This window comes from Neobacillus pocheonensis, assembly GCF_050477905.1.
Taxonomy (GTDB): domain Bacteria; phylum Bacillota; class Bacilli; order Bacillales; family Cytobacillaceae; genus Neobacillus; species Neobacillus pocheonensis_A.
Map to the genome: position 1 here is coordinate 21540 of NZ_JBCNAD010000060.1, position 24688 is coordinate 46227.

Genomic DNA, 24688 nt, shown 5'->3' on the forward strand with positions numbered 1-24688 from the left:
TCCATATAACACTCTAGTGTTAAAAAGGTTCCATATTTCCCATATAAAAAAACGCTTGGCATACGTATGTTTTTGTAAAATCTGATTTTATTCTTCTATTTATTATAGTAGCGCTTCAGCCTTTACTTTAGCAATTTCTGCGGCTACATCAACAATCATATCTTCCTGACCGCCGACTACCTTGCGTTTGCCTAATTCTACTAAAATATCGCGTGAATCGATGCCGAACTTGGCTGCTGCCCGTTTCGCGTGGAGCGCGAAGCTTGAATAGACACCTGCATACCCAAGAACAAGACCATCCCTAGTAATCTCCTGTGGTGTTTTTAGAATTGGCGCAACAATTTCTTCTGCTAAGTCCATCATTTTATAAACATCGATTCCTGTTTGTATTCCCATCCGGTCAAGCACAGCAGTAAGTACTTCTGTTTGGGTATTACCTGCTCCCGCACCTAGACAACGAACACTACCATCGATACGCGTTGCTCCCTCTTCAATCGCAACTAATGAATTGGCCATGGCAAGAGACAAATTATTATGGCCATGGAAGCCAATATTGATTCCTACACTTTGTTTCAAGGCACGGATCCGCTCACGGACTTGTTCAGGAAGCAATGCTCCAGCAGAATCCACGACATACACCGTATCCGCGCCATAGCTTTCCATTAATTTTGCTTGTTCTACAAGTTTTTCTACGGGCGCCATATGGGACATCATCAAAAATCCCACGGTTTCCATCCCCAGCTCTTTTGCAGCCACGATATGCTGCGGAGCCACATCCGCTTCCGTCACATGTGTAGCAATCCGCGCCATTTTCGCTCCTAATTTTGCCGCTTCTTTTAATTCCTTCACTGTACCAATTCCCGGAATCAAAAGCACAGCTATTTTGGCCTGATCGGCTACAGATACAGCTGCTTCAATTAACTCCATTTCATTGGTTCGAGAAAGACCATATTGTAAAGAGGATCCGGATAAGCCATCACCATGGGCAACCTCGATATAAGGAACTCCAGCATCATTTAACGCTTTTGCTACTTTTAGAACCTGATCAACCGTAAATTGATGGGCAATTGCATGACTTCCATCACGCAATGCCACTTCTGTGATATAAATATCCCGCGCATTTTTCATTTTATGTAAGACTCCTTTCTATTTAACTAGTTCTTTTGCTAATTGATTTTTCGCAAATTCTTCTGCTACTTTTACGCCTGCTGCTGTCATAATATCAAGATTGCCGGAGTATTTCGGCAAATAGTCTCCAACTCCTTCTACCTCGATAAAAATGGTTACTTTATTCCCATCGAAAATAGGTTCTGTACGAATTCGGTAGCCAGGCACATAAGATTGAACTGCTTTTTCCATTTCTTTAATGGATTTAGTGATTTTCGCTTCGTCCATCGTTCCATCTTCCACGAGGGCATAAACCGTATCACGCATCAAAATCGGAGGTTCAGCCGGGTTTAAAATAATGATGGCTTTTCCTTTCTTTGCCCCGCCTACTTCTACAATTCCTCTTGATGTGGTTTCCGTAAATTCATCAATATTTGCCCGTGTTCCGGGACCGGCACTGCGGCTGGAAATCGTAGCCACAATTTCAGCATATTCTACCGGACTAACGCGATTTACCGCATGAACCATCGGAATGGTTGCCTGACCACCGCAGGTAATCAAGTTAATATTTTCTTCCTCGATATTCGAACCCATATTTACGGATGGCACAACGAATGGCCCCCGAGCCGCTGGTGTCATATCTATTGCTTTAATTCCAGCTTCTTTTAACATTTTGGCATGACGGGCATGGGCCTTTGCTGAGGTAGCATCAAACACGATATCCGCTAAATCTGAATGATCTTCAAGGAATCCCTTTAAACCTGTATCAACTGCTAAATATCCCAATTCTCTTGCACGGCGCAATCCATCCGATTCTGGATCAATCCCAATTACAGCGGTAAGCTCTAAAACATCAGAACGTCTAAGTTTAATCATGAGGTCGGTTCCAATATTTCCTGAACCTAAAATGGCGACTTTTACTTTTGACAAAATATTCTCCTCCTTTGTATGACCCACTATTTATTTGTATCCAAACCTACACATGTGGATTTGATTTTGTAACCCATGCGCTGAGAAATACTTGCAGCAGCCTGCTTAATTTGCTTAATGACTTCAGCAAGTCTTACTTCATCCATTCTCACTTTAGGAGCTGCGCAGCTAATCGCCCCTATCACCTGTCCGTGATGATCAAATATCGGCGCGGCCACACACTTAAGTCCTAATTCTATTTCCTCATCATCAATGGAGTAGCCCTGTTCCCGAATAATGTGTAAATGTGTTTTCATCTTTTTTTTATCTGTAATCGTGTACTCTGTATATGGTTCCAAATCAGAGTTTAAGAGAAGCCTTTCCATTTCCTCTTCCTCTTGAAAAGCTAGAATTGCCTTTCCTACCCCTGTACAATAAATCGGAGCACGCTTCCCAACATGAGAGTAAATTCTTAATGCCCGTGGACCGTCTAACTTTTCAATGTAAATAACTTCTCCCTGTTCAAAGACAACTAGGTGTACGGTTTCCTTTAGTTCATCGACAAGTTCCTTAATGGTGGGGCGTGCAATTTTTCCAAGATCAAATTGATGACTAACCCTGTTTCCAAGTTCAAATAGCTTCAGGCCAAGCCTGTATTTCAAATCATCTTTGTTTTGCTGCAAATATCCTCGATATTCAAGGGTCTTCATAATACCGTGAACGGTACTTTTTGATAAGCCAAGTTTATCGCTTATGTCCTTTACACTCAGTTCCTGATCAAAAGCCAAAAACAATTCGAGGATGTCTGCTGCTCGTTCTATAGATTGAATTAGGCGTTCTGCCATTTTCCACCTCCTGCATCCGGCATTACCGAATGTCATTCGTAAATATTTAAGTATAAATTAATAGTAAAGGATGTCATCACTAACTGTCAATAAAATTCTGAATTTTTAACCCTATTGCAAAAAAATGCTTGAAAAACGGCTGGATCTGCCCTGGATTACCCGTACCGCCTGCGAACAGCTCGCACCTGGAGCGGAAATCAACACACAAGTTTAACACCCAATATGGGTGTTTTTGCCCAACGCCTCGAAAAGGTGGAATAAGAAATTCCCCTCCTAATTGTTAAAAATTTCAGAGAGGGAATTTGGATAGGATTACTCTATTTCTGGTATAGCCTTTGATTGGTTCAATTCGTGAATGATTGCATCCATATCAACAGACTCCTGTTGTTTGTTAAACTCTGATAGTTCTTCCATTTGAACAAATTTTCCTTTTCCATACCAATTACACACCTTTTTTAGAGTAATAGTATCAGTATGTCTAAGATTTAGAGATTACTTGCAATTGTCCTGAAGTTTCTGCATCAGTACCGCAGGAACCGTCTCACTAGGCCTTGACCGGTAGTTAATATCGTGATAAAATGGATAACATATTCCACATTACGGGACATATAGATTACATAATGGAATATTAATCTCGTGTTTTAAGCGTTTGTCTTGTCAGAGAATTTCTGAGCAGAAAAAGAATTGGAGGTGGCGGCAATGAACTATATATAACACCATTCTTATAAAAAGACTTCTTATAAAAAGACTTCGTATAAAAGGAGGTTTCATGTATGATTGATGCTGAGGAATTTCGTAAAGCACTCAGATCATTCACCACAGGGGTTACAATTATTACTATTCCAGACGCCACAGACATGCACGGTATGACCGCCAGTTCCTTTGCTTCAGTTTCGGTCAATCCCCAGCTTGTACTGTTCAGTGTTGCCAAGACCGCGCGTGCACACGGTCTACTTCAGTATTCGGACAGATTTGGAGTTAATGTGCTTATGGAATCACAAGCTGCGTTAGCCAACTATTTCGCCGGGCGAAACGCTGAAAAGATTTTGCCGAGCTATGAATGGGTTGAAGGATGTCCCGTTTTAAACGAGTCATTAGGATTCTTTGCATGTCGTAAGTGGGCTGAATACGATGGAGGGGACCATACCATCTTTGTGGGAGAAGTTCTTCAAATTCGTCGTACCGATGAGAAGCCGTTGGTTTGTAGTCGTGGAAGGTTTCATCAGTTGGGTGAAAGGCTCGTGCCTCAACCCTAATATTCCGTTAACAAGTTGCTTATTATCTCGGAGGGATGGATGAAAATGAGAAGTGTCTTATCTGTTAATAATCTTGAATGGAAGCCCTTTCAAGTCGAGGGTTCGCAAGGGTTTGAATTTAAATTCGGGATTATTGGGAAAGAGTATACCGATGCTTATAGTGTGGATTTGGTACGTGTGGCTCCAGGAGGATTTTCCCCCGTTCATATCGATTATGATAACCATTCTTTCTACTTTATTGAAGGGGAAGGCGTAGTTACTATAATAGACAAACGGTGGGAAGTTGGTCCTGGTTCAGTCGTTAAGATTCCATTCGGAGTCATACATTCGATTGAAAACGTGGGGGACGTTGATTTGCTTTTTATTACTATTTATGATCCGCCACGAAATCGCTAGGTTTTCTATGCGAGCATAAAAAAATTATATTTAGGGAGATGTGACCTATGTCGTCTACGACTATTAAGATTTTAGATAAGGGTCCCCTTCATGTTATAGGTTCAATTGAACTTCTTGACGCAGAAGGAAACCGTTTTGAAACCCGCGGGCAGTTTACACTATGCCGCTGCAGCAAGTCCCAAAATGCCCCATTCTGTGACGGAATGCATCGGTTAGCCAGGTTTAATAGCTGTCCACGGGTAAATGGCTTAATCGAATCATCTCAGAATGAAAGCAGGATTTAGTGCATCGTTAAGGATTCGTTCAATGTACATCAGCGTGATAGCTCTTCCAAGTGAAACCATCAATTAAAGCTCTAATCGATGGGAGCGAAGGTGTATGCAATCAGTTACTTGTAGCTGCGTTGAAATGAATGTTCATAAATACGGATGTCCAATGTTGTATGTTATGATGCAAGCATCCAAAGACGAAAAAACCAATATCTCTAATGCTGAATGGATTGCTAAGTTGCTCCTTGTACTTTATCCTCCGGCCTTGTCTATATTGCAAAAGGCGAACGGATCGCGAAACAGCGTTAAGTCCACTTTGCTATTGCTTAATAGAAAAACGAGTGATAATGATGTTCAACAAGATTTTTACAGAAAAAGGGCTATATGTGCAGGATTAATGTGACGAATATCATAGGGAGGCGGGAAGCAATGATTACAAGAGATTTTGTAATAAAGAAAGTTTTCAGGCGCTATGTTTGGTTGGTGCTGATCGTTTATTTTTTCGCTGGGTTGGATCGGGCCAATATTGGTTTTGCTTCGCTATCTATGAATAAAGACCTTGGGCTTACCGCTCAGATGTATGGATTCGCAGCAGGACTTTATTTTTTAGGATATATTCTCTTTGAGATTCCGAATTTAACTTTATTAAATAAATTAGGTACGCGTCGGTGGCTAACTACCATCATGATTGTATGGGGAGTGGTTTCTACTTGTACGATGTTTGTTCAAAGCAGCTCAAGCTTGACCGTATTGCGATTTTTGCTCGGTGTTGCCGAAGCGGGTTTTACGCCCGGAGTCCTCATCTTTTTAACGCATTGGTTTCCGGAAACCCACCGCGCTAGAATTAACGGTATATTCTTCCTCGGGGCTCCGATTGTATCTACGCTCGGTTCGTTGTTATCTGGAGTGGTTCTCAAATTGGATGGAGTATTAGGGGTAGCTGGGTGGAAATGGCTCTTTTTATTAGAAGGAATCCCATCTGTTTTACTTGGCGTGGTTGTTTATTTTTATCTTTCTGATCGTCCATTCGATGCGAAATGGTTGACCCATGAAGAAAAAGAAATATTGCAAAATAATTTGGGGGAAAAATCAAAGGATTGTAAATCGGAGTACAAAATAGGTTTTTTGAAAGCGTTCACAAATCCAACGGTCTTGTTTTTTGGTTTGGCTTACTTCGGTATACAAACGCTGAGCACTGGAAACGCCTTTTGGATGCCGCAGATTATCAAAGGTCTTCATCTCGAAGACTCCATGGTTGCATTCGTCTCAGCTATACCCCCATTTATTGGTGCAATCGCCATGTATTTTTGGGGAAGACACTCGGATAAAACCTATGAGAGAATATGGCATGCGTTCATAGCGGCAGTGATTTGTTCGGTAGGTTGGTTTGTTGGAGCGATGCTTCAATCCCCCCTATTGTTAATTTGCGCACTTACAGTAGGTAGTATTGGCTTTTATTCTTTACTTGCGGTGTTTTGGACGATTCCCACCAAATTATTTTCAGGCATATCGGCTACTTCTGCTGTAGCAGCCATAAGCTTAATTGGAAATACGGGTTCATTTATTATGCCACAGGTTATAGGGAAAATCAGGGATGTGACGGGCGGTTTTACAGGCGCTTTTTTACTTATTAGCAGTTCGATTTTGTTAACAGGAATAATCATTTTAATTGTCGGAAATAGGAAGGCAAAAGTCACTAACAGTGTATCATCGGAAGAGGAAAGAATAAGTTTAGAAAGGTTCAGAGAGTTTGACAGTACGATGAAACGGTGATACAATCAACTCGTAATTCCGTAATACGGAATGAAGGAGTTGTATATTGGAATGCAGGAATCAAAAGTTCAATCGATTGATCGTGCCTTTATGCTGCTCGAACATCTTGTTAAGTTCAGATCAGCAGGTGTTTACGACCTTGCTCGCGAAACCGGTCTAGCTAACAGTACGGTTCACCGCTTATTACAGGCCATGCAAGCTTCGGGGGTAGTAGTCAAAGACCCTCAAACTAATCGTTATCAACCAGGAATCCGTCTCTTCGAATGGGGCCAGACGGCCGTCATTCAATTGCGGGTTAGAGAGTTAGCAAAGCCTTTTCTTCAGGAATTCGCCACGGAAAATGGAGAAACTGCGGCCATCGGCATCCTTGATGGGAGCGACGTGATTTACATTGATTGGATTCCATCCCGTCACTTGGTTCAATCCCGTGTTACTATCGGCGAGCGGGTCCCTGCATACTCGTCCTCTTTGGGCAAGTGTCTCATTGCTTGGTTACCTTCGGAAACTAGACTTCAATTATTTAAGGCAATGCCCATGTTCGTAACCGAGCACGGATCTGATGATAAAATCGCCGAAGCCGAAACTTGTCTGGCCGAAGTTCGTCAGCGGGGCTTCGCCATAGATAAAGAACAGCGTCAATCCGGTGCTTGCACTGTCGCAGCTCCATTAAAATCCAACGACGGTTCGGTCATTGCAGCCATTGGTCTTGGGGCTCCGTCTAGTCGGGTGACAGAGGAACGTATGGACTATTTTGGTAAACGCCTTGTAGAATTGGCTATAACCATCGAGAGTCATTTGGAAGAAATTAGATGAAGAAGGACCAAAAAGCTGCCATTGACAAAAGGCTTATTTATGATGTACCAGCCTTAAAATGGATTCGAGAAAACAAAAAACGTAGCAGACCGCTATCAGTCTACTGCGTTTTTTGGGTTCTGGTACAAGAAATCGTAATTCTATGTAATGATCCCAAAAACTATCGGAAGTAAAACGAATAGAAATTCTTCGTTTTCTTTATCATCATACTTCGAAACCTACATGTAGTGAGATGACGGAAACTCTTAACTTAAATAAGTCCAATCGTTCCTATCATCTCAAAATTTTGCAAGAAGCTGACCTTATTGACTTAACTCGGCAAGGTTAATATAAAAAAATCACCATAAAGGAGGATACTTTTAACGAATTTATCCCAGGTTTTTTGGACACATTATAAGTGCCAAAAAGCCTTTAAATATAATCAATAGTTTGAAAGTATTAAAACTATTTAATTGAGAGGTGTGGAAATTTGGAGTACGGTAACAAATAACTTAAAATGGTTAATTTATTCATTATGTTTTGTCGTTCTATTAGGAACGATGAATGCGGTCTTATTTAATGTAGCTCTTGAGGATATTGCAAAAGATTTATCAATTAGTCATTCAAAAGTAAGTTGGATTACAGTAGGTTATGCCTTAGTTACTGCTATTGGCTCTATGATTTATGGAAAACTAGCTGATCGTTTTCGTGTAAAAAAACTATTTATCATTTCAATCATATTGTTTATATTCGGTTCCATCATAGGTTTTAGCAATCAATCATTTGTTGTTGTTATCTTTGCAAGGCTTCTACAAGCTAGTGGAGGATCTGCTTTTGTTGCGCTCGCCATGGTTACTGTAGCAAGAATATATACTCCTGATGAAAAACCTCGAGCATTAGCAATGATCAGTTCTTCTATCGCTTTAGCTGTTGGTATGGGGTCACTAGTTGGTGGAGCAATTAATGATATACTTGGTTGGCCTTATCTATTCTTAATTATGGTCATTTCCATTGTTGGTATTGCATTACTGATGAAATTTATGCCAAAAGAAGAAACTCATTATTCAAATGACGTATTTCACTTTGATTTTCTTGGTGCTTTGTTGTTATTTGGATTGATCGCTACCTTTTTACTAGGGGTAAACATAAATAGCTGGCTTTTTGTATTCTCATTCGTTTTATTTTTCTTATTCAGGACACGAATGACCAAAGCAAAATATCCATTTATTGATATTGAATTATTTAAAAACAAAGTTTACCTTCGCTTAATAACTGTTGGATTTATTAATAATACTGCCGGAAAGATTTATGCAGATTCCTTTTCTTTTCCCATTCAATTCTTCAAAGTAATTGAAACCACAATAATGCATTCACTATTCACCCTAAGACCAACAGGATTCAAAAATGCCTTAATTAAAATACTTAAAGATATCCTTCACCTGGCCCTTAGAGGACAAATCTCCCTTTAGTGGAAGGAACATATAAATATAGGAAGGTCTTATTTTTAATGGAAAGAAGGCAAATGAATGCCAACCGGAATGCATCAAGTTGAGGTGGATTTACCGATTAATAAGGTTTGGGATTTTGTTAAGGTTATGGATAACTGGGCTCCTCTCATTCCTGGATATATTCAACATCGAAAATTTACGAACCGTCAGTCCACTTGGGAGTTTTATAGTAGCATTGGATTCATAAAGAAAAAGATTCGTCTGATGGTTACCATAAAAGAATGGATTGAACCGACAAAGGTTTCTTTTCATTTAAAGGGGGTAAATGAAGGACTTTCAGGCGAAGGATACTTCCTAGCGGAGGCGATTGATAAAAACAAAACGAAGATAACAGGCTTTCTTGAACTCACTGCAGGTGGCGCAATGGGGCCGGTGGTGAATGCGGTCGTAAAATCGAAGCTTCCAAAAGGTACGAAGGATATGGTCATTGCGATTTCCACTAAATTGGAGGAGCTTAATAACATTGGAACTAGTGTTTAACACCAAAAAAGAACAGTCCCCCCTTCCATTAAGCAATTAAGGATTGGGAGGGCTGTCCCAAATGGTATGTAAGGAAGGATATATCTCTTTAGTGAAGCCAGTAATACGTTCTTGATTCATGACTCTTCCCGCTTCTCTTCATCGACTTAAAAGAATCATATACTGCATTCGAACAAGATCTTTTAATACTTCTATTTTCTCTTAGTGTCGATTACTTCAAATGGAATAAAAACCTCATGTTTTTTCAAAGCAGAACTTCTCATTCCTTTGATATCAAATTATACCCCCATGTAATAGAGTCTATATCTAAACTCTCACAACTTTTCTTAAAAACCAAACTTCTAATTGTTTTATATTTCCTATAACTAAATAAGTCCACCCCCATGATAACTCAGAGCAAATTTTTTATCTATCAAATTGAGGGTAAAATTGTAGGGGTACCATGGCTGTTGTATTCCTACAATTTGGGGTGCATTTTCCTATACAAATTTTTATGTAATTTCCGCACAAATGGCTTTGGGAATATTCATGCCATGGGGACGGTTCTAGCGGCCGAATTTTCCTCATTTGAACCGCGAGAACCGTCCCTGTGGCGTTCTATGCCTTATAAATTAATACGTACTCACCCGGTCCAATTAGCGCCACTCCAAGGACTACAGCGATCAAAATAAAGTTATATTCAAAACCGCCCTCAGTCAGCCAAAAGCCATTCTTGCCATGGACGGTGAAGATGGCATCAATCATGACGATAATGATAAGGATTGCACCCAGCCAGGTGAGAAGTCCCGCTGAAAATAGAAGTCCGCCGGCCAATTCAAATAATCCTGCTAAAATCGCCCATGTCTTACCGCCAGTCTTTATTCCAATCGAGCCTAAAAATTCACCAAACTTGACCACTCCTGGACCGCCAAACCAGCCGAATAATTTTTGGCATCCATGCCCTACGAACGTCATTCCAACAGCCAATCGAATAATCAAGAGCCCTAAATTAACCATTCCTACCCCTTCTTTCAAAGACGATAGCCCAACATTATGAAGGCCGCGTAACAAAATATCCCATTTAACTTAATAGTAGTCTACTGTTGTTTTACCCGGGACCGTTTGATAAAGAACGAAAGAACTAATGCCACAAATGCGATACCGGTAGCAACAATAAAAGCATCATTAATCCCATCAATCGTAGCTTGCTGCATGGTTTGACCGTAAATTAAATACGTTGAAAGCTCTCTTCCTGTTGAAACCGGCAGGTTCGTGAAAACTGACAGACCCTGAGCAAGCTGCGATAAACTGCTGGCTATAAAAGAATTGGAACTTGAGATTGCATCCCCATACTCACTATAATGGAACCCTTGTCTTGTCGTCATGACTGTAACTAGGAAGGCGGTCCCTATACTTCCTGCTACCTGCCTTGCTGTATTGGAGGCAGCCGTCCCGTGAGAGCCAAGATGGCGTGGTAACTGATTCAGCCCTTCTGTCATGACGGTCATCATGATAAAGGACATTCCAAACATCCGCATCACGTATAGGAACATTATATGGCCATAACTGGTTGTCATACTCAGACTGGTAAATCCCCATGTGGTAAGTACGGTAATCGCTAAACCAGTGACGGCTAGCCATCTTGCGCCGATTTTATCAAAAAGAGCTCCTGAGATAGGGGACATAATGCCCATCACGATGGCACCAGGTAGCATCAACAGACCTGATTGTAATGCTGTATACCCTCGAATGTTTTGCAAATAAATCGGAAGTAAGATCATGGCGCCAAACATAGCCATGTTAACAATCATACTGATAATCGTTGTTAAGGCGAAAATATCATATTTAAAGACCCGTAAATCAAGCATTGGCTTTTCTGCCGTCAGTTCGCGCCAAACAAAACAGATTAAAGAAATAATTCCTATGATTAAGGAAATAACCACTGTTTTACTTGACCAGCCGTCATTGCCCGCTTCACTGAATCCGTATAACAAGAACCCGAAACCAAGGGTTGAAAATAAAAATCCTGAGAAATCAAATTTAGGATTCGTTACTTTAGTAACGTCCTTCATCCACATGAAGCTAAGAATTAAATCAAGAACTCCAATCGGGATAACAATATCGAACAATAATCTCCATGAAAAATGGCCAATGAGCCACCCGGATAAGGTTGGACCGATCGCAGGAGCGAATATCATGACAATCCCCATAATCCCCATGGCCTTGCCGCGCTTTTCCGGAGGGAATAATGCAAAAAATACAGTCATTAACAGGGGCATAATAATACCTGCACCGCAAGCCTGAATGACCCTTCCAATCATGAGCATACTAAAGTTTGCTGACACTGAACAAACTACCGAACCCAATGTAAATAAGAAAATGGCGCTAATGAACAGTTTTCTGGTTCCAAACTTCTCAATCAAAAAGGCCGTTATAGGAATCGCAATTCCGTTTACTAACATGTAACCTGTTGAGAGCCATTGTACGGTATTGGCTGAAATATCTAAATCATTCATAATATGCGGAATGGCTACATTCAATAAGGTTTGGTTCAGAATGGCAACAAACGCACCAAGCATTAATGCCACAAGAATTTTTCCGGTCCCCGATTCTTTTTCAGTGTCGGAATCCGATGGTTTTTTCTGCTTTTGCATGCTTTCTTTCGGCTGAACATCCTCCTGTGCATAATCCAATTCGGTTTCCCGCTTAGCGGACTCTTTCAACACTTCCTGCGAGGTAATCTCCTCAGCCTGGTTTTTAGGCAGAGGTAAATTTTGCTTATTCTCTTCATCCTTCATTTCAGAATGAGCAGCCTTTTCGATTACCTCTTCCTTCATCATTTTTGTTTGTGATTTGATCGACTTCTTTTTATTGATGACATTGAAATTTATTAAAAGCAGCAGCAAAAGGCCTAAAATAACATAAACAGTGATATAAATTAACATGTTATCACCTACTTATGAATCCGTACTGTTACGTTCATACCGGGAACGATGGCAACACCTTTATTATCATCAATAGAAATTTTTACCGGAATCACTTGAGTCACTTTGGTGTAGTTCCCTGTATTATTTGAACTTGGTAACAGAGAAAATGTTCCCGCCGTCGCTAAGCCGATTTGCTGTACTTTCCCTTTTAACGTGTTGTTTGGAAAAGCGTCCACATAGATATCGACATCCTGTCCGATTGTCACTTCGTCAATTTTGGTTTCCTCTATATTTGCTGTTACCCAAAGATTATTAAAATCATATTCTTTCGCTAGTGGTGTACCTGCTGCAACAAATGAATTTTGGACTCCACTATTTTGAACAATCGTGCCGTCAGTTGGCATTGTCACGTTCATTTCGATTGGTTTACCATCTGCATCTGTTGTTGTAATGGTTCCAACCTTAGAATCCTTTGAAAAATGATCACCGAGTTTGCCTTCCCAATCGGTCAATTTCCCATTGGCTGGAGCCGCTATGGTTACTTGTTGTCCTGCTATTTGGGCATTTTCTGTCGATAAATAATTGACTGCTCCATTATAGTAGGCATATCCTCCGACTCCCCCACCTACTAATATAAGCAGAATAATAATGTTCAATAAGAGCAATTTTTTCGTGCTCATTCATTTTTCCTCCCTTAATGGATGAATATAGTTTAAAGAGTGCGGTTTCGTGATCTCCAATTGATTATTTGTCCACCCATCACGCTCTCCCTTCTTTTGCTTTCCTTATTTAATAATGTATAAAATGCAGCACTTTCAGAAATAAATTATAAAAAATCTATGTCTTAGAGTCAATAATTAAAATGACATATTGTCATACGCAATATTGACAAATAAATATAGGAATATTATCATAATTGTAAGTTTCATTATGACATCCTATCACTTTGCAAAAGGAGTTCGTTGATGTGCCTAAGCAAACCTTTTTTAATTTGACAAAGGAAAAACAAGGATCATTAATAAATGCTGCTAAGAAGGAGTTTTCGAGGGTCCCTTTACATGAGGCATCCATCTCGAATATCATCAAGGATGCTGGCATACCCAGGGGAAGTTTCTATCAATATTTTGAAGACTTAGAAGATTTATTCTTCTTTTTATTACATGACCATTCGCAACGGAATTATGAGCGAATGATAGCCATCATCAAAATGAACAATGGAGATTTATTTGAGTCCATTGTCGATTGGTTCAAAGGCATTCTCGTTATGTTTGACGAACCAGAAAATCGACAATATTTTAAAAATGCCTTTTTAAATATGAATTATAAAATCGAAAAAACATTTACTCAGAATATGTATGAGGAAAGAAGAAAAAGCAAATTTTTTGAACTTATCAACTTAATTAACACCGATAATTTAAACATATCGAATGAGGAAGAACTCTACCACATCTTTAAAATCCTGATGGCCGTTTCGTTTCAAAATCTCGCACATGCTTTTGCGAAAGAGCTGCATATTAATGATGTTATGAAATCCTTTTTGCTGGAGATTGAATTACTTAAAAAAGGTTTTTATAAGGAGCCTAAATAAACTTGTGATAAATGTACAAGACTTAATATTAAAATTAGAGCAATATTCATAGAAACGTGCTAAAGCATAACATGGCAGAATGAACGAGAAAAACCCTAAGATTTTTTGGATTTAATGAAAACAATAGGATGGAGATAGATGCAAGCTAATAAGATAATGATCAACCCAGTGATAAAAGTGAAGGAAACTGACACGGTTCGTAATGTAATCGAAAAATTTATTGAAAATCGTATCAGCGGACTACCAGTAGTCAACGAAAGAAATGAAATTGTGGGCTATATTAGCGATGGGGATATCATGCGGTATATCGGCAAGCATCAGTATCGTTTTTTTGATCCCCTCCAATCCGTTTTCGTCATCAAGGGGGACCATGAAGATTTTGAGCAAAAAATACGAAACCTGCTAGAATTAAATGTGATGAGCATTGCCAAAAGAAAGGTTTATAAAGTGTCCTGGGATGAAGAAATAGAAACGATCGCTTCTATTTTAGGGAATAAACAAATAAAAAAACTTCCCGTTGAACGGAACGGAGTATTAGTTGGAATCATTAGCCGAGGCGATGTCATTAGACTGTCCTTCAGAACTTTCCTTTAAAATAATACAAAGTAAAGTTGTTTATTTGGAAATTTATATTAAAATTGATCGAGAAGTGTTTTCCTTTATGGAGGTGGCAATATGATTTGGGTATATATATTTACGCCTGTTATTATTTTGGCTGGAATAGCGATTTACTTTGATAAAAAATCTGGTGCATCTTCTCCAGAGGCAGGCCGTATTGCTGAGAAGCTAGAGGAAAATCCTGAAAAAGGCAATGGGATTGGTCCATTATAGCTTTACATTTGTTTTTACTTTCAATATTCTTTTAGAAACCAAGAAAAAGTGCTAAATTTTCTTATTTAGCACTTTTTTTGTTTAGGATCTGTTTAATTTGGCTGTTGATTTCCGCTCCATTCGCTCGCTTTCCGCGGGCGTGCCGGGAGCCTCCTCGGCGCATAAGCGCCTGTGGGGTCTCCCCTGCCCCGTACTCCCGCAGGAGTCGAGCGCCTTCCGCTCCAATCAACAGAGTATGAAAATATTAACAATATCGTTTAACAGAGCCTTTGTTTATAATCAGTTGCTACTCTGAAAAAATTTTTCCATTATTAGACTGGGCAAATTTATCCAAGATTTCTTAATTGAAATATTTTACTTTGGGGCGTATTCTATTAAAGTTGGTTTTTAATAACAGATAGTATAAGAGGCTCTTACGTCCGAGGTCTATGAGTCAGTCAGTTAGTTCAATTAAACTGAGGGAGAAGAGATCTGATGAATATAAAATGGTTTTTAATGATGGCAGGCTTAATTATTATTTGGGGTGTTTCTTGGCCAATTTATAAACTTGCATTAGTATATACACCTCCTTTGCTTTTTGCCGGAATGAGGTGTTTGTTGGGCGGAGTGCTCCTAGGTGCTGTCATTTGGAAAACACGTTCCCGAATACAATGGCGAAAGAATTGGAAAATATATCTCGTAACTGGCACTCTAAATATTGCTATGTTCTATGGGCTGCAAACCGAGGGACTTAAATTAGTACCATCAGGCTTATTTTCAGTCATTGTCTATTTTCAGCCTATTTTAGTAGGTCTGCTTGCATGGCTATGGTTAGGCGAATCGATGACCTTGCCTAAAGTATTGGGACTTATTCTTGGGTTTCTTGGAGTTATTTCTGTAAGTGCAGAAGGATTTTCCGGCCATGTTTCAATTTTAGGCATTATTTTCGGCATATTATCCGCGCTTTCCTGGGCATTAGGTACTGTTTACACCAAAAAAAATTCTCACTCGGTTGATTCGCTTTGGATGGTGGCATTCCAGTGTTTAATTGGGGGATGTGTTTTGATGATTGCCGGACTTTCGTCTGAAAAGTGGACTTGTATTGTTTGGAATGATACGTTTTTATTGGGTCTTTCATTTGGTTCGATTCTAGGGATTGCGCTATCATGGATTCTCTACGTTATACTTGTGAAAACAGGGGATGCGAGTGTTGTGGCAACATTTACATTCTTAGTTCCAATGCTCGCAGTTGTCATCGGGACTGTATTTTTGAATGAACCTTTTACAAAACTCTTAATTTTAGGAATTGTACTTATCGTGGCCAGTATCTATCTTGTAAATAAGAAGCAAAGGCAAGCTGCGGAACAGGTTGTAATTCAAGGAAAAATGGGCGTTTAATACTTCTGAAAGAAAAAACATAGAAGTGACCCTCGTTTTAATGGGTCACATATTAATTTCACGGCGAACGCACAGGAATTGCACACCTTCCCTTACCTAATAAGAATAATCAAAAGCCCTTTTCTTTAAATGGATTAGGGCTTTTTTGCATCTTGTTATGGTATTTTTTGTATACCTCCAGTTAAAGGTTATTTTAACACTTGCAGGGACGGTTCTCGTGGTCCAGTTCATTTCTTTGTGCCAAAAATGCCAGCAGAACCGTCTCCTATAGAGCTAAATAAAAATTTAATCAAGCACAAAAACCGACAAAGTTCGAACAAGACATTTTGTAAAATAGTAGTATGATTTACTACTATTTTCATATATAGGCAATATATGACACTAAGTCATTTGATTTAAGCCATAAGATGTTAATAGCTGGATTATCAGGTCTGGGGGGAATCTTTATGGAAAGCACGGTAAATATTCAAGAAATTGAGAAACAACGCGTAAATTCAGCTAAGTGGTATGCAAACTGGAGGTTTATTACAGCAAGTATCATCTTTATTATCGTGCTCTTCATTGTAGCAGGCAGCTACTATCAGGCAACCCACTTCAATTCAGAAATCAAGATTAATAATATCAAAGTCGGTGGAATGACGGCAGATCAGGCACTAAAAACATTAAAAACAACCGTATTAAAAAATGTAGTATATGTCAGGGATCAACAGATTTTAAATGGAAAAGACACCAAGATGGGATTTACGGAAAAGGATCTGACCGATGTCAAAAAATTATTAAAGAGCCAGAGGACTTTTTTTCCTTCTTCAAAAGCAAAAGATTATTCATTGATGCCCAGTAATCAGGATCAATATCGATACCAGACGTTGAAAAAACAAGTGGAAGAAAAGCTGTTAGCCATGAATAAGAGTTTAAAAGCACCACAAGATGCGGTGGTTCGTTTGGAACAAGGCAAAATTGTTGTCGCTAACAGCATTAGCGGAGAGCAGTTTGATGTCGCCAGTCTATTGAAGGTATACGAAAAGACTGAGTATATTAGTGAAATCCGTCTCAATCCAGTGTACATACAGCCAATTAAAGAAGACAGCGAGTTTATAAAAAATCAGCAGAAAAAGCTGGAAGAATTCCTTGCTCAGACCGTCGATTATAAGGTGCAGGATAAAGTTTTTACGTTAAAAGCGGGCGAATTAATTAAAAATGCCTCTATTTCAAAAGATTTGCAGATTAAGCTTGATGATGAGGGTGATATTAAGAAAAAAATTGCGGAGATCAACAATTCCCAATCCACATTAAATAAGAATTTCACCTTCAAGACCCATTCAGGTTCGGTGATATCGGTGAAAGGTAAAGACTACGGCTGGGCTATAGATGTTGAAAAAGAAGTACCTAGGATTAAAGCAGCTATTGAAAAAGGGGAGAAATCGGTTTCCGCCGCTAGTATTTACGGAAATGGCTGGAAAGGTGAAGGGTATGGATATGAAGCGATTACGAACAATGGTATTGGCGATTCGTATGCAGAGGTCTCCATTGCAGAGCAGCGAATTTGGATTTACAAAAATGGAAAATTAGTTGTCACAACGAATGTTGTTACTGGTACACACAGTACTCATCATGATACTTCACCAGGAGTGTGGTATATTCTCTATAAGCAGACACCTGCCGTGCTAACGGGCAGAGAAAACGGCAAAATCACTTATCAGGTAGATGTTAATTATTGGGCTCCTTTTACAAATGATGGCCAAGGGTTCCACGATGCCAGCTGGCGAGGCAATTGGGGAAGTAAAGCCTATCTTACAGCAGGATCGCACGGCTGTGTCAACACTCCGCCAAGCATTATGAAAAAAGTGTATGATAATCTCAGCGCCAATGAGCCGGTTGTGGTTTATTAAGAAATAGGAGACTATCCCAAAAGTATCAATAATTTCGGAGTTTTTCCAAGTGTCTAGTCCCGCAGTTGTCGTCTCGAAAAACAAAAATTATTCTCAAATTAGCTATAAAGAGCAACCATTTTTGAGGGTTGCTCTTTTGTTAGCTGCAGCTTTTTTGAAATGTAAAGATTGGATTTCCTTAAAACATACTCAACCTATAATTTTTTGATAAAAATTCCAAGAGTTTAAGTCCGGCAACACTGTTCCCCTTTTCATCCAAGGCAGGGCCGAAAATGCCAATTCCAAATTTACCAGGAACTGACCCCATGATTCCGCCTGATACACCGCTTTTAGCCGGAATCCCTATTTTGATGGCGAATTCGCCGGATGCATTATACATTCCACACGTGACCATAAACGTTTTGCAAATTCTTGCAACATCGTCAGGCATAATCCTTTTCCCATTAAGAGGATCCATTCCATCCATCGCGAAAATCATCCCGATTCTCGCTAAATCCAAACAATTCATTTCGATAGCACACTGTTTTGTGTACAAATCCAATAATATTTCTACATCCTCTTTGATGATGTTATGCTGCTTAAGAAAATAACATAAGGCTCTGTTTAAATCAGCAGCTTCCAATTCGGAACTTGCTATCCTTTCACAATAACCAATTGAAGGGTCATCGGCCAATTCCCGAATAAAGCCTAATAACCGATTAAACCGCTCCTCCACTGTATCCCCTTTTATCATATGTGTCACGACAAGTGCCCCAGCATTGATCATTGGATTTAATGGTTTGGCCGGCATTGTTTCCAACTTGGCAATCGAATTAAATGGGTCTCCAGTTGGCTCCATCCCAACTCGTTCAAATACATACCGATTACCTCTTTCCATTAAAACAAGAGCTAAGCTGATAACCTTTGAGATACTTTGCAGAGTAATCTTCTTATCAATATCTCCTGCTGAGATACATCTTCCGTCCGGATAATGAATCGCAATCGAAAGATCACCAGGATTTGCTTTACCCAGCTCGGGAATATAGTCTGCAACCTTGCCGAGTTTTGTATATTTTTTTGCCTCTTCCACTATTAGCTGTAAGTCGCCGTTTGTTTGACATGGCATTATGTATCACCCCTAGTAGTATGGGCGAACGAAGGTCCGGCCATTCACGAGTATACGGCAACATTATTATGAAAATACAAAAAATTCATTTACTTCGATTATCGAAATGTTAAGATAGACTTATAAAAAGCACATATGGAGGAATAGAACATGACGAAGCGTCCAATTACAGCTGAAGATTTATGTAATTTTAAGTTTGTCGGAGATCCTCAAGTTTCACCTAGCAAAGATAAAGCTGCTTATGTCTTGACTCATGTCGATAAAGAAAAAGATGGCTACTATTCTTATATTTACGTAACCGATTTAAAAAATGAAGGCAGACAGTTTACTTCTCATTATTCAAAAGAGAGCTTAGTAAAAGATACTTCTCCAAAATGGTCACCAGATGGCAGCATGCTTGCCTTCCTTTCAAACCGCACCGAAAAAAATCAAGTCTGGCTTTTACATACTAATGGTGGTGAAGCTGTTCAATTAACAGACGTAAAGCAAGGAATTGGTGAATTTGTCTGGTCTCCAGATGGAAAGCAACTTGCTCTTACCATTAACGGAGACTTAAAGCATACCTCTGATAAGGACGAAGATAAGAAGGAAGAAAAAAGTGATGTGAAGGTGATTACTAGACTTCGTTATAAAGGAGACGGAGTTGGTATTTATAATTACGACCGCAAGCATGTTTACCTATTTGACATGGAGACAAGATCTTATACAAAAGTTACTGAGGGAGAGCATGATTTTTCTCAGCCTCGTTTCTCTCCAGATGGAAAAAGCTTATTCTATGTTGGAACGAAGGCCGAAGATACAGAGTGGGGCTACCTCCCGGCTATTTGGAAATACGATCTGGTTTTAAAGAAAGAGACCCTTTTTTATCAAGGAAATGGATATATCAGTGCACCTTCCGTATCACCAGACGGTAAATGGCTGGCCTTTGCTGGTCATACCCGTGGTGAACGAAGCCAAGGCAATACAAATGTACTCCTGCTATCCGTGGAAACAGGTAATTTAACAAATTTAACGGAGGGCTTTGACTACACAATCGGAAACCTTGTAGGTGTTGATGCGAAGTATGACACAGCAGAATTTCGATTAATATGGGACTCTACTAGTTCTAGCATTTACTTTACTGCCACAGTTGGCGGCGATTGTCAGTTATTTAAGGTGACCCTGAATGGGGAGGTTTCGGCTGCACATTCCCCTTCAATCGCAACCGTTACTTCTTTTGATATCATAAGTGAAAATCAGGCGGTCCTTGTGCTCGCTACTCCTCATTCTACAGGAGATTTAGTCCTTCAAGATTTAAAAAATGTGAGTATCGTTCAAAAGCTAACGGATTGGAATCAAGAGCTATATGACCAGGTTCATTTAAGTACTCCTGAAAATTTCCAATACAAGAGCAGAGATGGCTGGGATATGGAAGGCTGGATCTTAAAGCCATTTGGGTTTGAGGAAGGGAAAACATATCCGATGATCGTTGAGATTCACGGCGGGCCGGCAACGGCATATGGAAATGGGTTTCACCATGAGATGCAAGTAATGGCTTCAAAAGGCTATGTAGTGCTTTACACGAATCCTAGGGGAAGCCATGGCTATGGTCATGACTTTGTCAATGCCGTTATCGGTGATTACGGTGGTATGGATTATGAGGATATTATGGCCGGTGTTGATTATACATTAGAAAACTATAACTTTATCGATCACAACCGGTTATTTGTTACGGGAGGCAGTTACGGTGGTTATATGACCAACGTCATCGTCACTCGAACAGACCGTTTTAAAGCAGCGGTTACGGAGCGTAGTATTTGTAATTGGCATAGCTTCTACGGAACGAGTGATATTGGTTTTTTCTTCACGGAATGGCAGCATGGACATGCTGATTTATGGGATGATGCCGAGAAGTTATTAAAGCTCTCCCCTCTTCACCATGCTCGTAATGTAAAAACACCGATATTAATCCTGCACAGTGAACAGGATTTACGTTGTCCAATGGAACAGGCAGAGCAATGGTATATTGCCCTTAAACGTTTAGGAGTAGAAACAAAGCTAGTCCGCTTCCCGGATGAAAACCATGACCTTTCACGCTCCGGCAAACCCAAGCACCGTTTAGAACGTCTAAAGCATTTAATTGGTTGGTTTGATGATCGGCTTGAGTAAGAATATTACTAACGTGCTCACTGATGCCAGTCGCAAGCAATATCGGTAGCGCCTTGGGTTCAACAGTAGGCGGAATGGTTTACCATCAAGGAAATTTGATAAGTGTGACATTGGTCGGCAGGTTGATTGCTATCTTTGCCGGTCTAACTTTACTAAGTCATCACTTGGACCAAAAACAAACAAAGCACTCTTAAGAGAGAATCAACGTACACTTTGGCATCTTCGTTTTGATTCAGATGGACAAAATCTTTCCATGGCATAATAAAAAAAGAAAGAAGTATCAAGAACGTTGAAGTGTTCTTTGATGCTTCTTTAAACTTCTAAAAATCATTCGGGCAATTGCAAAAAAACAAATCAGGATAATTTTTTTTGATTAATGAAAATATTAATCTAAGAATCAAATATATCTCTTTAAGAATGTATTATAAATCTCATTTAATTATGGTACGGTTCACCGTGATCAATCTGAATGAGGTTATTTCTAACTCCATTTGTCCTTATATTAAATTGATTGAAGGATCCATTACTAATTCTTAAATTACCGGTTTCATCGTTTCTTTTAGTACTAAAACAGAATGATTGAATTGTTTTTTTTCCTTATCATTGAGCTCAATTTCAACTATTTCTTGAATGCCGGCACGATTAATTTTTGCTGGAACTCCGATATATATATCATTTTGTCCATATTCTCCGTTTAGATAAGCAGATACTGTCAGGATACTGTTTTCATTATTAAGGATAGCTTTCGTAATCCGAACAAGCGACATTCCAATTCCATAATACGTTGCCCCTTTACGCTCAATAATCTGATAAGCAGCATCACGGACGTTAACGAAAATGTCATCTAGACATTCTTTTTTTAAATCTCCCTTCCGTTCAAAAACCGTATCGACATGCTCAATTCCAATCATGGCATGGCTCCAAACAGGAAGCTCTGTATCTCCATGTTCACCAATAATAGCTGCATGAACATTTCTTGTATCAACATTGAAGTACTTCCCAAGTGCAAATCTTAGCCGTGCAGAGTCTAATACCGTCCCTGAACCAATTACACGTTCTTTTGGTAGTCCTGATTCTTTCCAGGTTACATACGTTAAGATATCTACTGGATTTGTTGCCACTAAGAAGATTCCATTAAATCCACTTTCCATAATGCTTTTAACAATTTGTTTAAATATTTTCGTATTTTTTTCAACTAATTCCAATCGGGTTTCACCTGGCTTTTGTGCCAATCCCGCAGTGATTACAACTAAGTCCGCACTTCCACAATCTTGATAAGAACCGCTCCATACGTTTATTGGTGAAGGTGCAAACGGCATTCCGTGGTTAAGATCCATCGCTTCTCCTTCAGCTTTTGCTTCATTTACATCTATTAAGACTAATTCCTCAGCAACTCCCTGGTTAATCAATGAGTACGCATAACTGCAACCTACAGCGCCTGTTCCAACTAGTACAATGCGATTTACTTTTTCTTTATTCATGATCATAAATCTCCCTTCAAATGAAAAAATTTAAAATATTAACCAGCTAATTATTCCAATTACAACAAGTAAACCTAAGCTATATTTAATTGTCACTTTAAATAATTCACTTTCTTTTCCTGCTATTCCAACTGCTGCGGCTGCAACAGCGATAGATTGAGGTGAAATCATTTTAGCCATTGTCCCCCCCATTACATTGACAGCAACCATTGTTTCAGGTGCTATACCAATTTGTGAAGCAGTGACAGATTGAAGTGGCGCAAATAAGGAACCGCTGTTAACAACACTGCCTGTTAAAAATACTCCTAACCACCCTAGCACTGGCGAGAATAATGGAAATACTGCACCTGTTGAAGCAAATGCTAAACCGAGTGTTGATGACATACCAGAGTAAGTACAAATGTAAGCAAAAGCAAGTACACTACAAATCGTTAGCACTGGTGACAATAACTCTTTTGCCGTTTCTTTTGCAGTATCTATCAGCAGTTTGCTGCTGCAGCGAAAAAGAATGCTTGCAACAATGATCGTTATGACAATTGCTGTTGTAGTAGATGAAAATAAATCTAATTTAAATACTGCAGCATATGGTGTATCTTGCGGAACGATTGGTGCATGCTTGATGACTGTATTGTTTAATCCTGGAATGGGCAGCAATAAGACTAACTTTTCTAAAGGGCCGCCAGGTATAAATAAATTTTTGAAAAATGATAAATTAAACAAAGTAACACATAGGGTTAAAAATACAAATGGCAGCCAAGCATGAGCAATTTTTCCAAAAGAATACTTAACCTGCCTATCTATCGTCTTCTCTTTATTCACACGGAAAATCTCTTTCGGTTTCCACACTTGTAAAAATAGGGCTAGTGCTACCAAGCTCACAATTGCAGCAAAGATGTCTGCAAGTTCAGCACCTAAGAAAGTTAGAACCATTGCCTGTGTAAGTGCAAATGAAACACCGCTGACTAATACTGCTGGGAAGGTTTGCCTAATCCCTTTCAACCCATCAATGATAAAAATTAGTAAAAATGCTACTACTATACTTAAGATTGGAAGGACAAATGCCGTATATCTTCCAACAACAAGACCATCTAACCCTGTAAGCAGGGAAGGGACCGTTACTGGAATACCCATTGCTCCATATGCACCACCAGCAATGTTTGCAATCAAACAAAGACTTGCTGCATATATAGGACTAAATCCAAGTCCAACTAAAATAGCTGCTGTTATCGCAACAGGTGCTCCAAATCCTGCAGCTCCCTCCAAAAATGCTCCGAATGAAAAGGCTACTATAAGAACTTGCAATCTTTGGTCGGCTGTAATAAAAGATATACTATTTTCTATAATTGCAAATTTACCTGTTTTTACGGTTATTTTATAAAGGAAAATGGCAGCAAACACAATCGATGCAACCGGCCATATACCGGCTAAAGCTCCATATATAGCAGACATCAAAACTAATATAATAGGCATTTTATAAATGAAGACTGCAACAATTCCTGCTACAATGATGCTGTAGAGTCCTGCAATATATCCTTTTAACTTAAAAACTGTCAGCATTACAATAAAAAAAACGATAGGAATGGCAGCTACAATAGCTGACAACCAAATGTTACTCAATGGATTATATAATTGCTCCCAAACATTCATGCCGTTCAACTCCCAGTTAATAGTAAATCCTTTTTATTCTTACCAATTATTAAAAAACAATGATTCATACTGTGAATATTTCACAATTAAATCAAAAAATATTTTACTTTTTTCTATTAAAATTGGTTTTTACTATTGTTACGGTAACAACGTTAGTATAACACTATGTTTGTGAAACGTTTCACATTATTTATGGATAAACAATGAACTTTTAATTAACATCACGAATCTCGGCATCAACGTCAATAACGGGTATTGTATTGATTTTGCTGATAGAGTTATTTTAATAGATAAATCTTAGGAACTTCCGATAAGATTTCTTAAGAATTCCTTAACGTTTTTTATGGAGTGGCATCGAACAAATCGAGTAGAGGGAAAATA

General features: G+C 39.2%; 23 protein-coding genes and 1 pseudogene. 15 read left to right on the plus strand and 9 right to left on the minus strand.

Annotated elements, in window-relative coordinates; all coding sequences use genetic code 11:
- Positions 1–102 precede the first annotated feature (102 nt).
- From dmpG to ABES02_RS26415, 3 genes are read right to left on the minus strand one after another with little or no spacing between them, the layout of a single operon-like run.
- Positions 103–1128 (minus strand): 4-hydroxy-2-oxovalerate aldolase, encoded by a 1026-nt coding sequence (dmpG, locus tag ABES02_RS26405; RefSeq protein ID WP_430140735.1) that lies wholly within the window; start codon positions 1126–1128, stop codon positions 103–105.
- An 18-nt stretch (positions 1129–1146) separates the two neighbouring features.
- Entirely contained in the window at positions 1147–2037 is an 891-nt protein-coding gene (locus tag ABES02_RS26410; RefSeq protein ID WP_430140736.1) for an acetaldehyde dehydrogenase (acetylating), read from the minus strand.
- Between the two features lie 26 nt (positions 2038–2063).
- Positions 2064–2861: an IclR family transcriptional regulator gene (locus tag ABES02_RS26415; RefSeq protein ID WP_430140737.1), complete on the minus strand. Its 798-nt coding sequence runs from the start codon at positions 2859–2861 to the stop codon at positions 2064–2066.
- A 773-nt stretch (positions 2862–3634) separates the two neighbouring features.
- Here ABES02_RS26415 and ABES02_RS26420 point away from each other — a divergent pair.
- From ABES02_RS26420 to ABES02_RS26460, 9 genes and pseudogenes are all read left to right on the plus strand, one after another.
- Complete coding sequence (locus ABES02_RS26420) at positions 3635–4117, plus strand: flavin reductase family protein (RefSeq protein WP_430140738.1); 483 nt, start codon at positions 3635–3637, stop codon at positions 4115–4117.
- Positions 4118–4156: 39 nt separating this feature from the next.
- Positions 4157–4513, plus strand: coding sequence for a cupin domain-containing protein (locus tag ABES02_RS26425; protein ID WP_430140739.1), 357 nt, complete (start codon positions 4157–4159; stop codon positions 4511–4513).
- Between the two features lie 47 nt (positions 4514–4560).
- Complete coding sequence (locus ABES02_RS26430) at positions 4561–4797, plus strand: CDGSH iron-sulfur domain-containing protein (protein WP_430140740.1); 237 nt, start codon at positions 4561–4563, stop codon at positions 4795–4797.
- A 414-nt stretch (positions 4798–5211) separates the two neighbouring features.
- Positions 5212–6555 carry an MFS transporter gene (locus ABES02_RS26435; protein ID WP_430140741.1) on the plus strand — a complete coding sequence of 448 codons (1344 nt, stop codon included), beginning with the start codon at positions 5212–5214 and terminating at the stop codon, positions 6553–6555.
- 51 nt (positions 6556–6606) lie between these two features.
- The gene (locus tag ABES02_RS26440; RefSeq protein ID WP_218350276.1) at positions 6607–7368 is read left to right on the plus strand and encodes an IclR family transcriptional regulator; all 762 of its coding nucleotides are present in this window, start codon (positions 6607–6609) and stop codon (positions 7366–7368) included.
- Positions 7365–7541 carry a hypothetical protein gene (locus ABES02_RS26445; protein ID WP_430140742.1) on the plus strand — a complete coding sequence of 59 codons (177 nt, stop codon included), beginning with the start codon at positions 7365–7367 and terminating at the stop codon, positions 7539–7541. Before ABES02_RS26440 ends, ABES02_RS26445 begins: the two co-directional genes overlap by 4 nt.
- An 11-nt stretch (positions 7542–7552) precedes the next feature.
- Complete coding sequence (locus ABES02_RS26450) at positions 7553–7696, plus strand: helix-turn-helix domain-containing protein (RefSeq protein WP_430140759.1); 144 nt, start codon at positions 7553–7555, stop codon at positions 7694–7696.
- A 139-nt stretch (positions 7697–7835) separates the two neighbouring features.
- Positions 7836–8645, plus strand: a pseudogene (locus ABES02_RS26455) (MFS transporter); the annotation flags it as partial.
- Between the two features lie 228 nt (positions 8646–8873).
- On the plus strand, positions 8874–9335 hold the full coding sequence (locus tag ABES02_RS26460) for a CoxG family protein (RefSeq protein WP_430140743.1): 462 nt from the start codon (positions 8874–8876) through the stop codon (positions 9333–9335).
- 597 nt (positions 9336–9932) lie between these two features.
- On the opposite strand, the gene ABES02_RS26465 is transcribed toward ABES02_RS26460, so the two are convergent.
- From ABES02_RS26465 to ABES02_RS26475, 3 genes are all read right to left on the minus strand, one after another.
- The gene (locus tag ABES02_RS26465) at positions 9933–10331 is read right to left on the minus strand and encodes a DoxX family protein (RefSeq protein ID WP_430140744.1); all 399 of its coding nucleotides are present in this window, start codon (positions 10329–10331) and stop codon (positions 9933–9935) included.
- Positions 10332–10411: 80 nt separating this feature from the next.
- The gene (locus tag ABES02_RS26470) at positions 10412–11968 is read right to left on the minus strand and encodes a DHA2 family efflux MFS transporter permease subunit (protein WP_430140760.1); all 1557 of its coding nucleotides are present in this window, start codon (positions 11966–11968) and stop codon (positions 10412–10414) included.
- Between the two features lie 299 nt (positions 11969–12267).
- Positions 12268–12921, minus strand: a complete 654-nt coding sequence (locus ABES02_RS26475) for an HlyD family secretion protein (protein ID WP_430140745.1) — start codon at positions 12919–12921, stop codon at positions 12268–12270.
- 287 nt (positions 12922–13208) lie between these two features.
- Between ABES02_RS26475 and ABES02_RS26480 the strand changes: the two genes are divergently transcribed.
- The 5 genes from ABES02_RS26480 (at position 13209) to ABES02_RS26500 (ending at position 17926) form a co-directional block, all read left to right on the plus strand.
- Positions 13209–13829: a TetR/AcrR family transcriptional regulator gene (locus ABES02_RS26480; protein WP_430140746.1), complete on the plus strand. Its 621-nt coding sequence runs from the start codon at positions 13209–13211 to the stop codon at positions 13827–13829.
- Positions 13830–13967: 138 nt separating this feature from the next.
- Entirely contained in the window at positions 13968–14423 is a 456-nt protein-coding gene (locus ABES02_RS26485; protein ID WP_430140747.1) for a CBS domain-containing protein, read from the plus strand.
- An 81-nt stretch (positions 14424–14504) separates the two neighbouring features.
- On the plus strand, positions 14505–14660 hold the full coding sequence (locus ABES02_RS26490; RefSeq protein WP_430140748.1) for a hypothetical protein: 156 nt from the start codon (positions 14505–14507) through the stop codon (positions 14658–14660).
- A 474-nt stretch (positions 14661–15134) separates the two neighbouring features.
- The gene (locus tag ABES02_RS26495; RefSeq protein ID WP_430140749.1) at positions 15135–16037 is read left to right on the plus strand and encodes a DMT family transporter; all 903 of its coding nucleotides are present in this window, start codon (positions 15135–15137) and stop codon (positions 16035–16037) included.
- Positions 16038–16483: 446 nt separating this feature from the next.
- Positions 16484–17926, plus strand: coding sequence for a L,D-transpeptidase family protein (locus ABES02_RS26500; RefSeq protein ID WP_430140750.1), 1443 nt, complete (start codon positions 16484–16486; stop codon positions 17924–17926).
- A 178-nt stretch (positions 17927–18104) separates the two neighbouring features.
- Here ABES02_RS26500 and glsA read toward each other — a convergent pair whose 3' ends face one another.
- A complete protein-coding gene (glsA, locus tag ABES02_RS26505) occupies positions 18105–19031 on the minus strand; it encodes a glutaminase A (protein WP_430140751.1) in 927 nt (308 codons plus the stop codon).
- A gap of 150 nt (positions 19032–19181) precedes the next feature.
- On the opposite strand from glsA, the gene ABES02_RS26510 reads away from it, so the two are divergent.
- Entirely contained in the window at positions 19182–21179 is a 1998-nt protein-coding gene (locus tag ABES02_RS26510; protein ID WP_430140752.1) for a S9 family peptidase, read from the plus strand.
- A 533-nt stretch (positions 21180–21712) separates the two neighbouring features.
- On the opposite strand, the gene ABES02_RS26515 is transcribed toward ABES02_RS26510, so the two are convergent.
- Both ABES02_RS26515 and ABES02_RS26520 read right to left on the minus strand, forming a co-directional pair.
- A complete protein-coding gene (locus tag ABES02_RS26515; RefSeq protein ID WP_430140753.1) occupies positions 21713–22660 on the minus strand; it encodes an L-lactate dehydrogenase in 948 nt (315 codons plus the stop codon).
- Between the two features lie 30 nt (positions 22661–22690).
- Positions 22691–24307: a lactate permease LctP family transporter gene (locus ABES02_RS26520; protein WP_430140754.1), complete on the minus strand. Its 1617-nt coding sequence runs from the start codon at positions 24305–24307 to the stop codon at positions 22691–22693.
- Positions 24308–24688: the final 381 nt, after the last annotated feature.

Coding starts and splice junctions, on each gene's coding strand:
- dmpG (WP_430140735.1), bottom strand. CDS start 1,128: ATGAAAAATGCGCGGGATATTTATATCACAGAAGTGGCATTGCGTGAT.
- ABES02_RS26415 (WP_430140737.1), bottom strand. CDS start 2,861: ATGGCAGAACGCCTAATTCAATCTATAGAACGAGCAGCAGACATCCTC.
- ABES02_RS26420 (WP_430140738.1), top strand. CDS start 3,635: ATGATTGATGCTGAGGAATTTCGTAAAGCACTCAGATCATTCACCACA.
- ABES02_RS26425 (WP_430140739.1), top strand. CDS start 4,157: ATGAAAATGAGAAGTGTCTTATCTGTTAATAATCTTGAATGGAAGCCC.
- ABES02_RS26430 (WP_430140740.1), top strand. CDS start 4,561: ATGTCGTCTACGACTATTAAGATTTTAGATAAGGGTCCCCTTCATGTT.
- ABES02_RS26435 (WP_430140741.1), top strand. CDS start 5,212: ATGATTACAAGAGATTTTGTAATAAAGAAAGTTTTCAGGCGCTATGTT.
- ABES02_RS26440 (WP_218350276.1), top strand. CDS start 6,607: ATGCAGGAATCAAAAGTTCAATCGATTGATCGTGCCTTTATGCTGCTC.
- ABES02_RS26445 (WP_430140742.1), top strand. CDS start 7,365: ATGAAGAAGGACCAAAAAGCTGCCATTGACAAAAGGCTTATTTATGAT.
- ABES02_RS26460 (WP_430140743.1), top strand. CDS start 8,874: ATGCCAACCGGAATGCATCAAGTTGAGGTGGATTTACCGATTAATAAG.
- ABES02_RS26465 (WP_430140744.1), bottom strand. CDS start 10,331: ATGGTTAATTTAGGGCTCTTGATTATTCGATTGGCTGTTGGAATGACG.
- ABES02_RS26470 (WP_430140760.1), bottom strand. CDS start 11,968: ATGCAAAAGCAGAAAAAACCATCGGATTCCGACACTGAAAAAGAATCG.
- ABES02_RS26475 (WP_430140745.1), bottom strand. CDS start 12,921: ATGAGCACGAAAAAATTGCTCTTATTGAACATTATTATTCTGCTTATA.
- ABES02_RS26485 (WP_430140747.1), top strand. CDS start 13,968: ATGCAAGCTAATAAGATAATGATCAACCCAGTGATAAAAGTGAAGGAA.
- ABES02_RS26490 (WP_430140748.1), top strand. CDS start 14,505: ATGATTTGGGTATATATATTTACGCCTGTTATTATTTTGGCTGGAATA.
- ABES02_RS26495 (WP_430140749.1), top strand. CDS start 15,135: ATGAATATAAAATGGTTTTTAATGATGGCAGGCTTAATTATTATTTGG.
- ABES02_RS26500 (WP_430140750.1), top strand. CDS start 16,484: ATGGAAAGCACGGTAAATATTCAAGAAATTGAGAAACAACGCGTAAAT.
- glsA (WP_430140751.1), bottom strand. CDS start 19,031: ATGCCATGTCAAACAAACGGCGACTTACAGCTAATAGTGGAAGAGGCA.
- ABES02_RS26510 (WP_430140752.1), top strand. CDS start 19,182: ATGACGAAGCGTCCAATTACAGCTGAAGATTTATGTAATTTTAAGTTT.
- ABES02_RS26515 (WP_430140753.1), bottom strand. CDS start 22,660: ATGAATAAAGAAAAAGTAAATCGCATTGTACTAGTTGGAACAGGCGCT.
- ABES02_RS26520 (WP_430140754.1), bottom strand. CDS start 24,307: ATGAATGTTTGGGAGCAATTATATAATCCATTGAGTAACATTTGGTTG.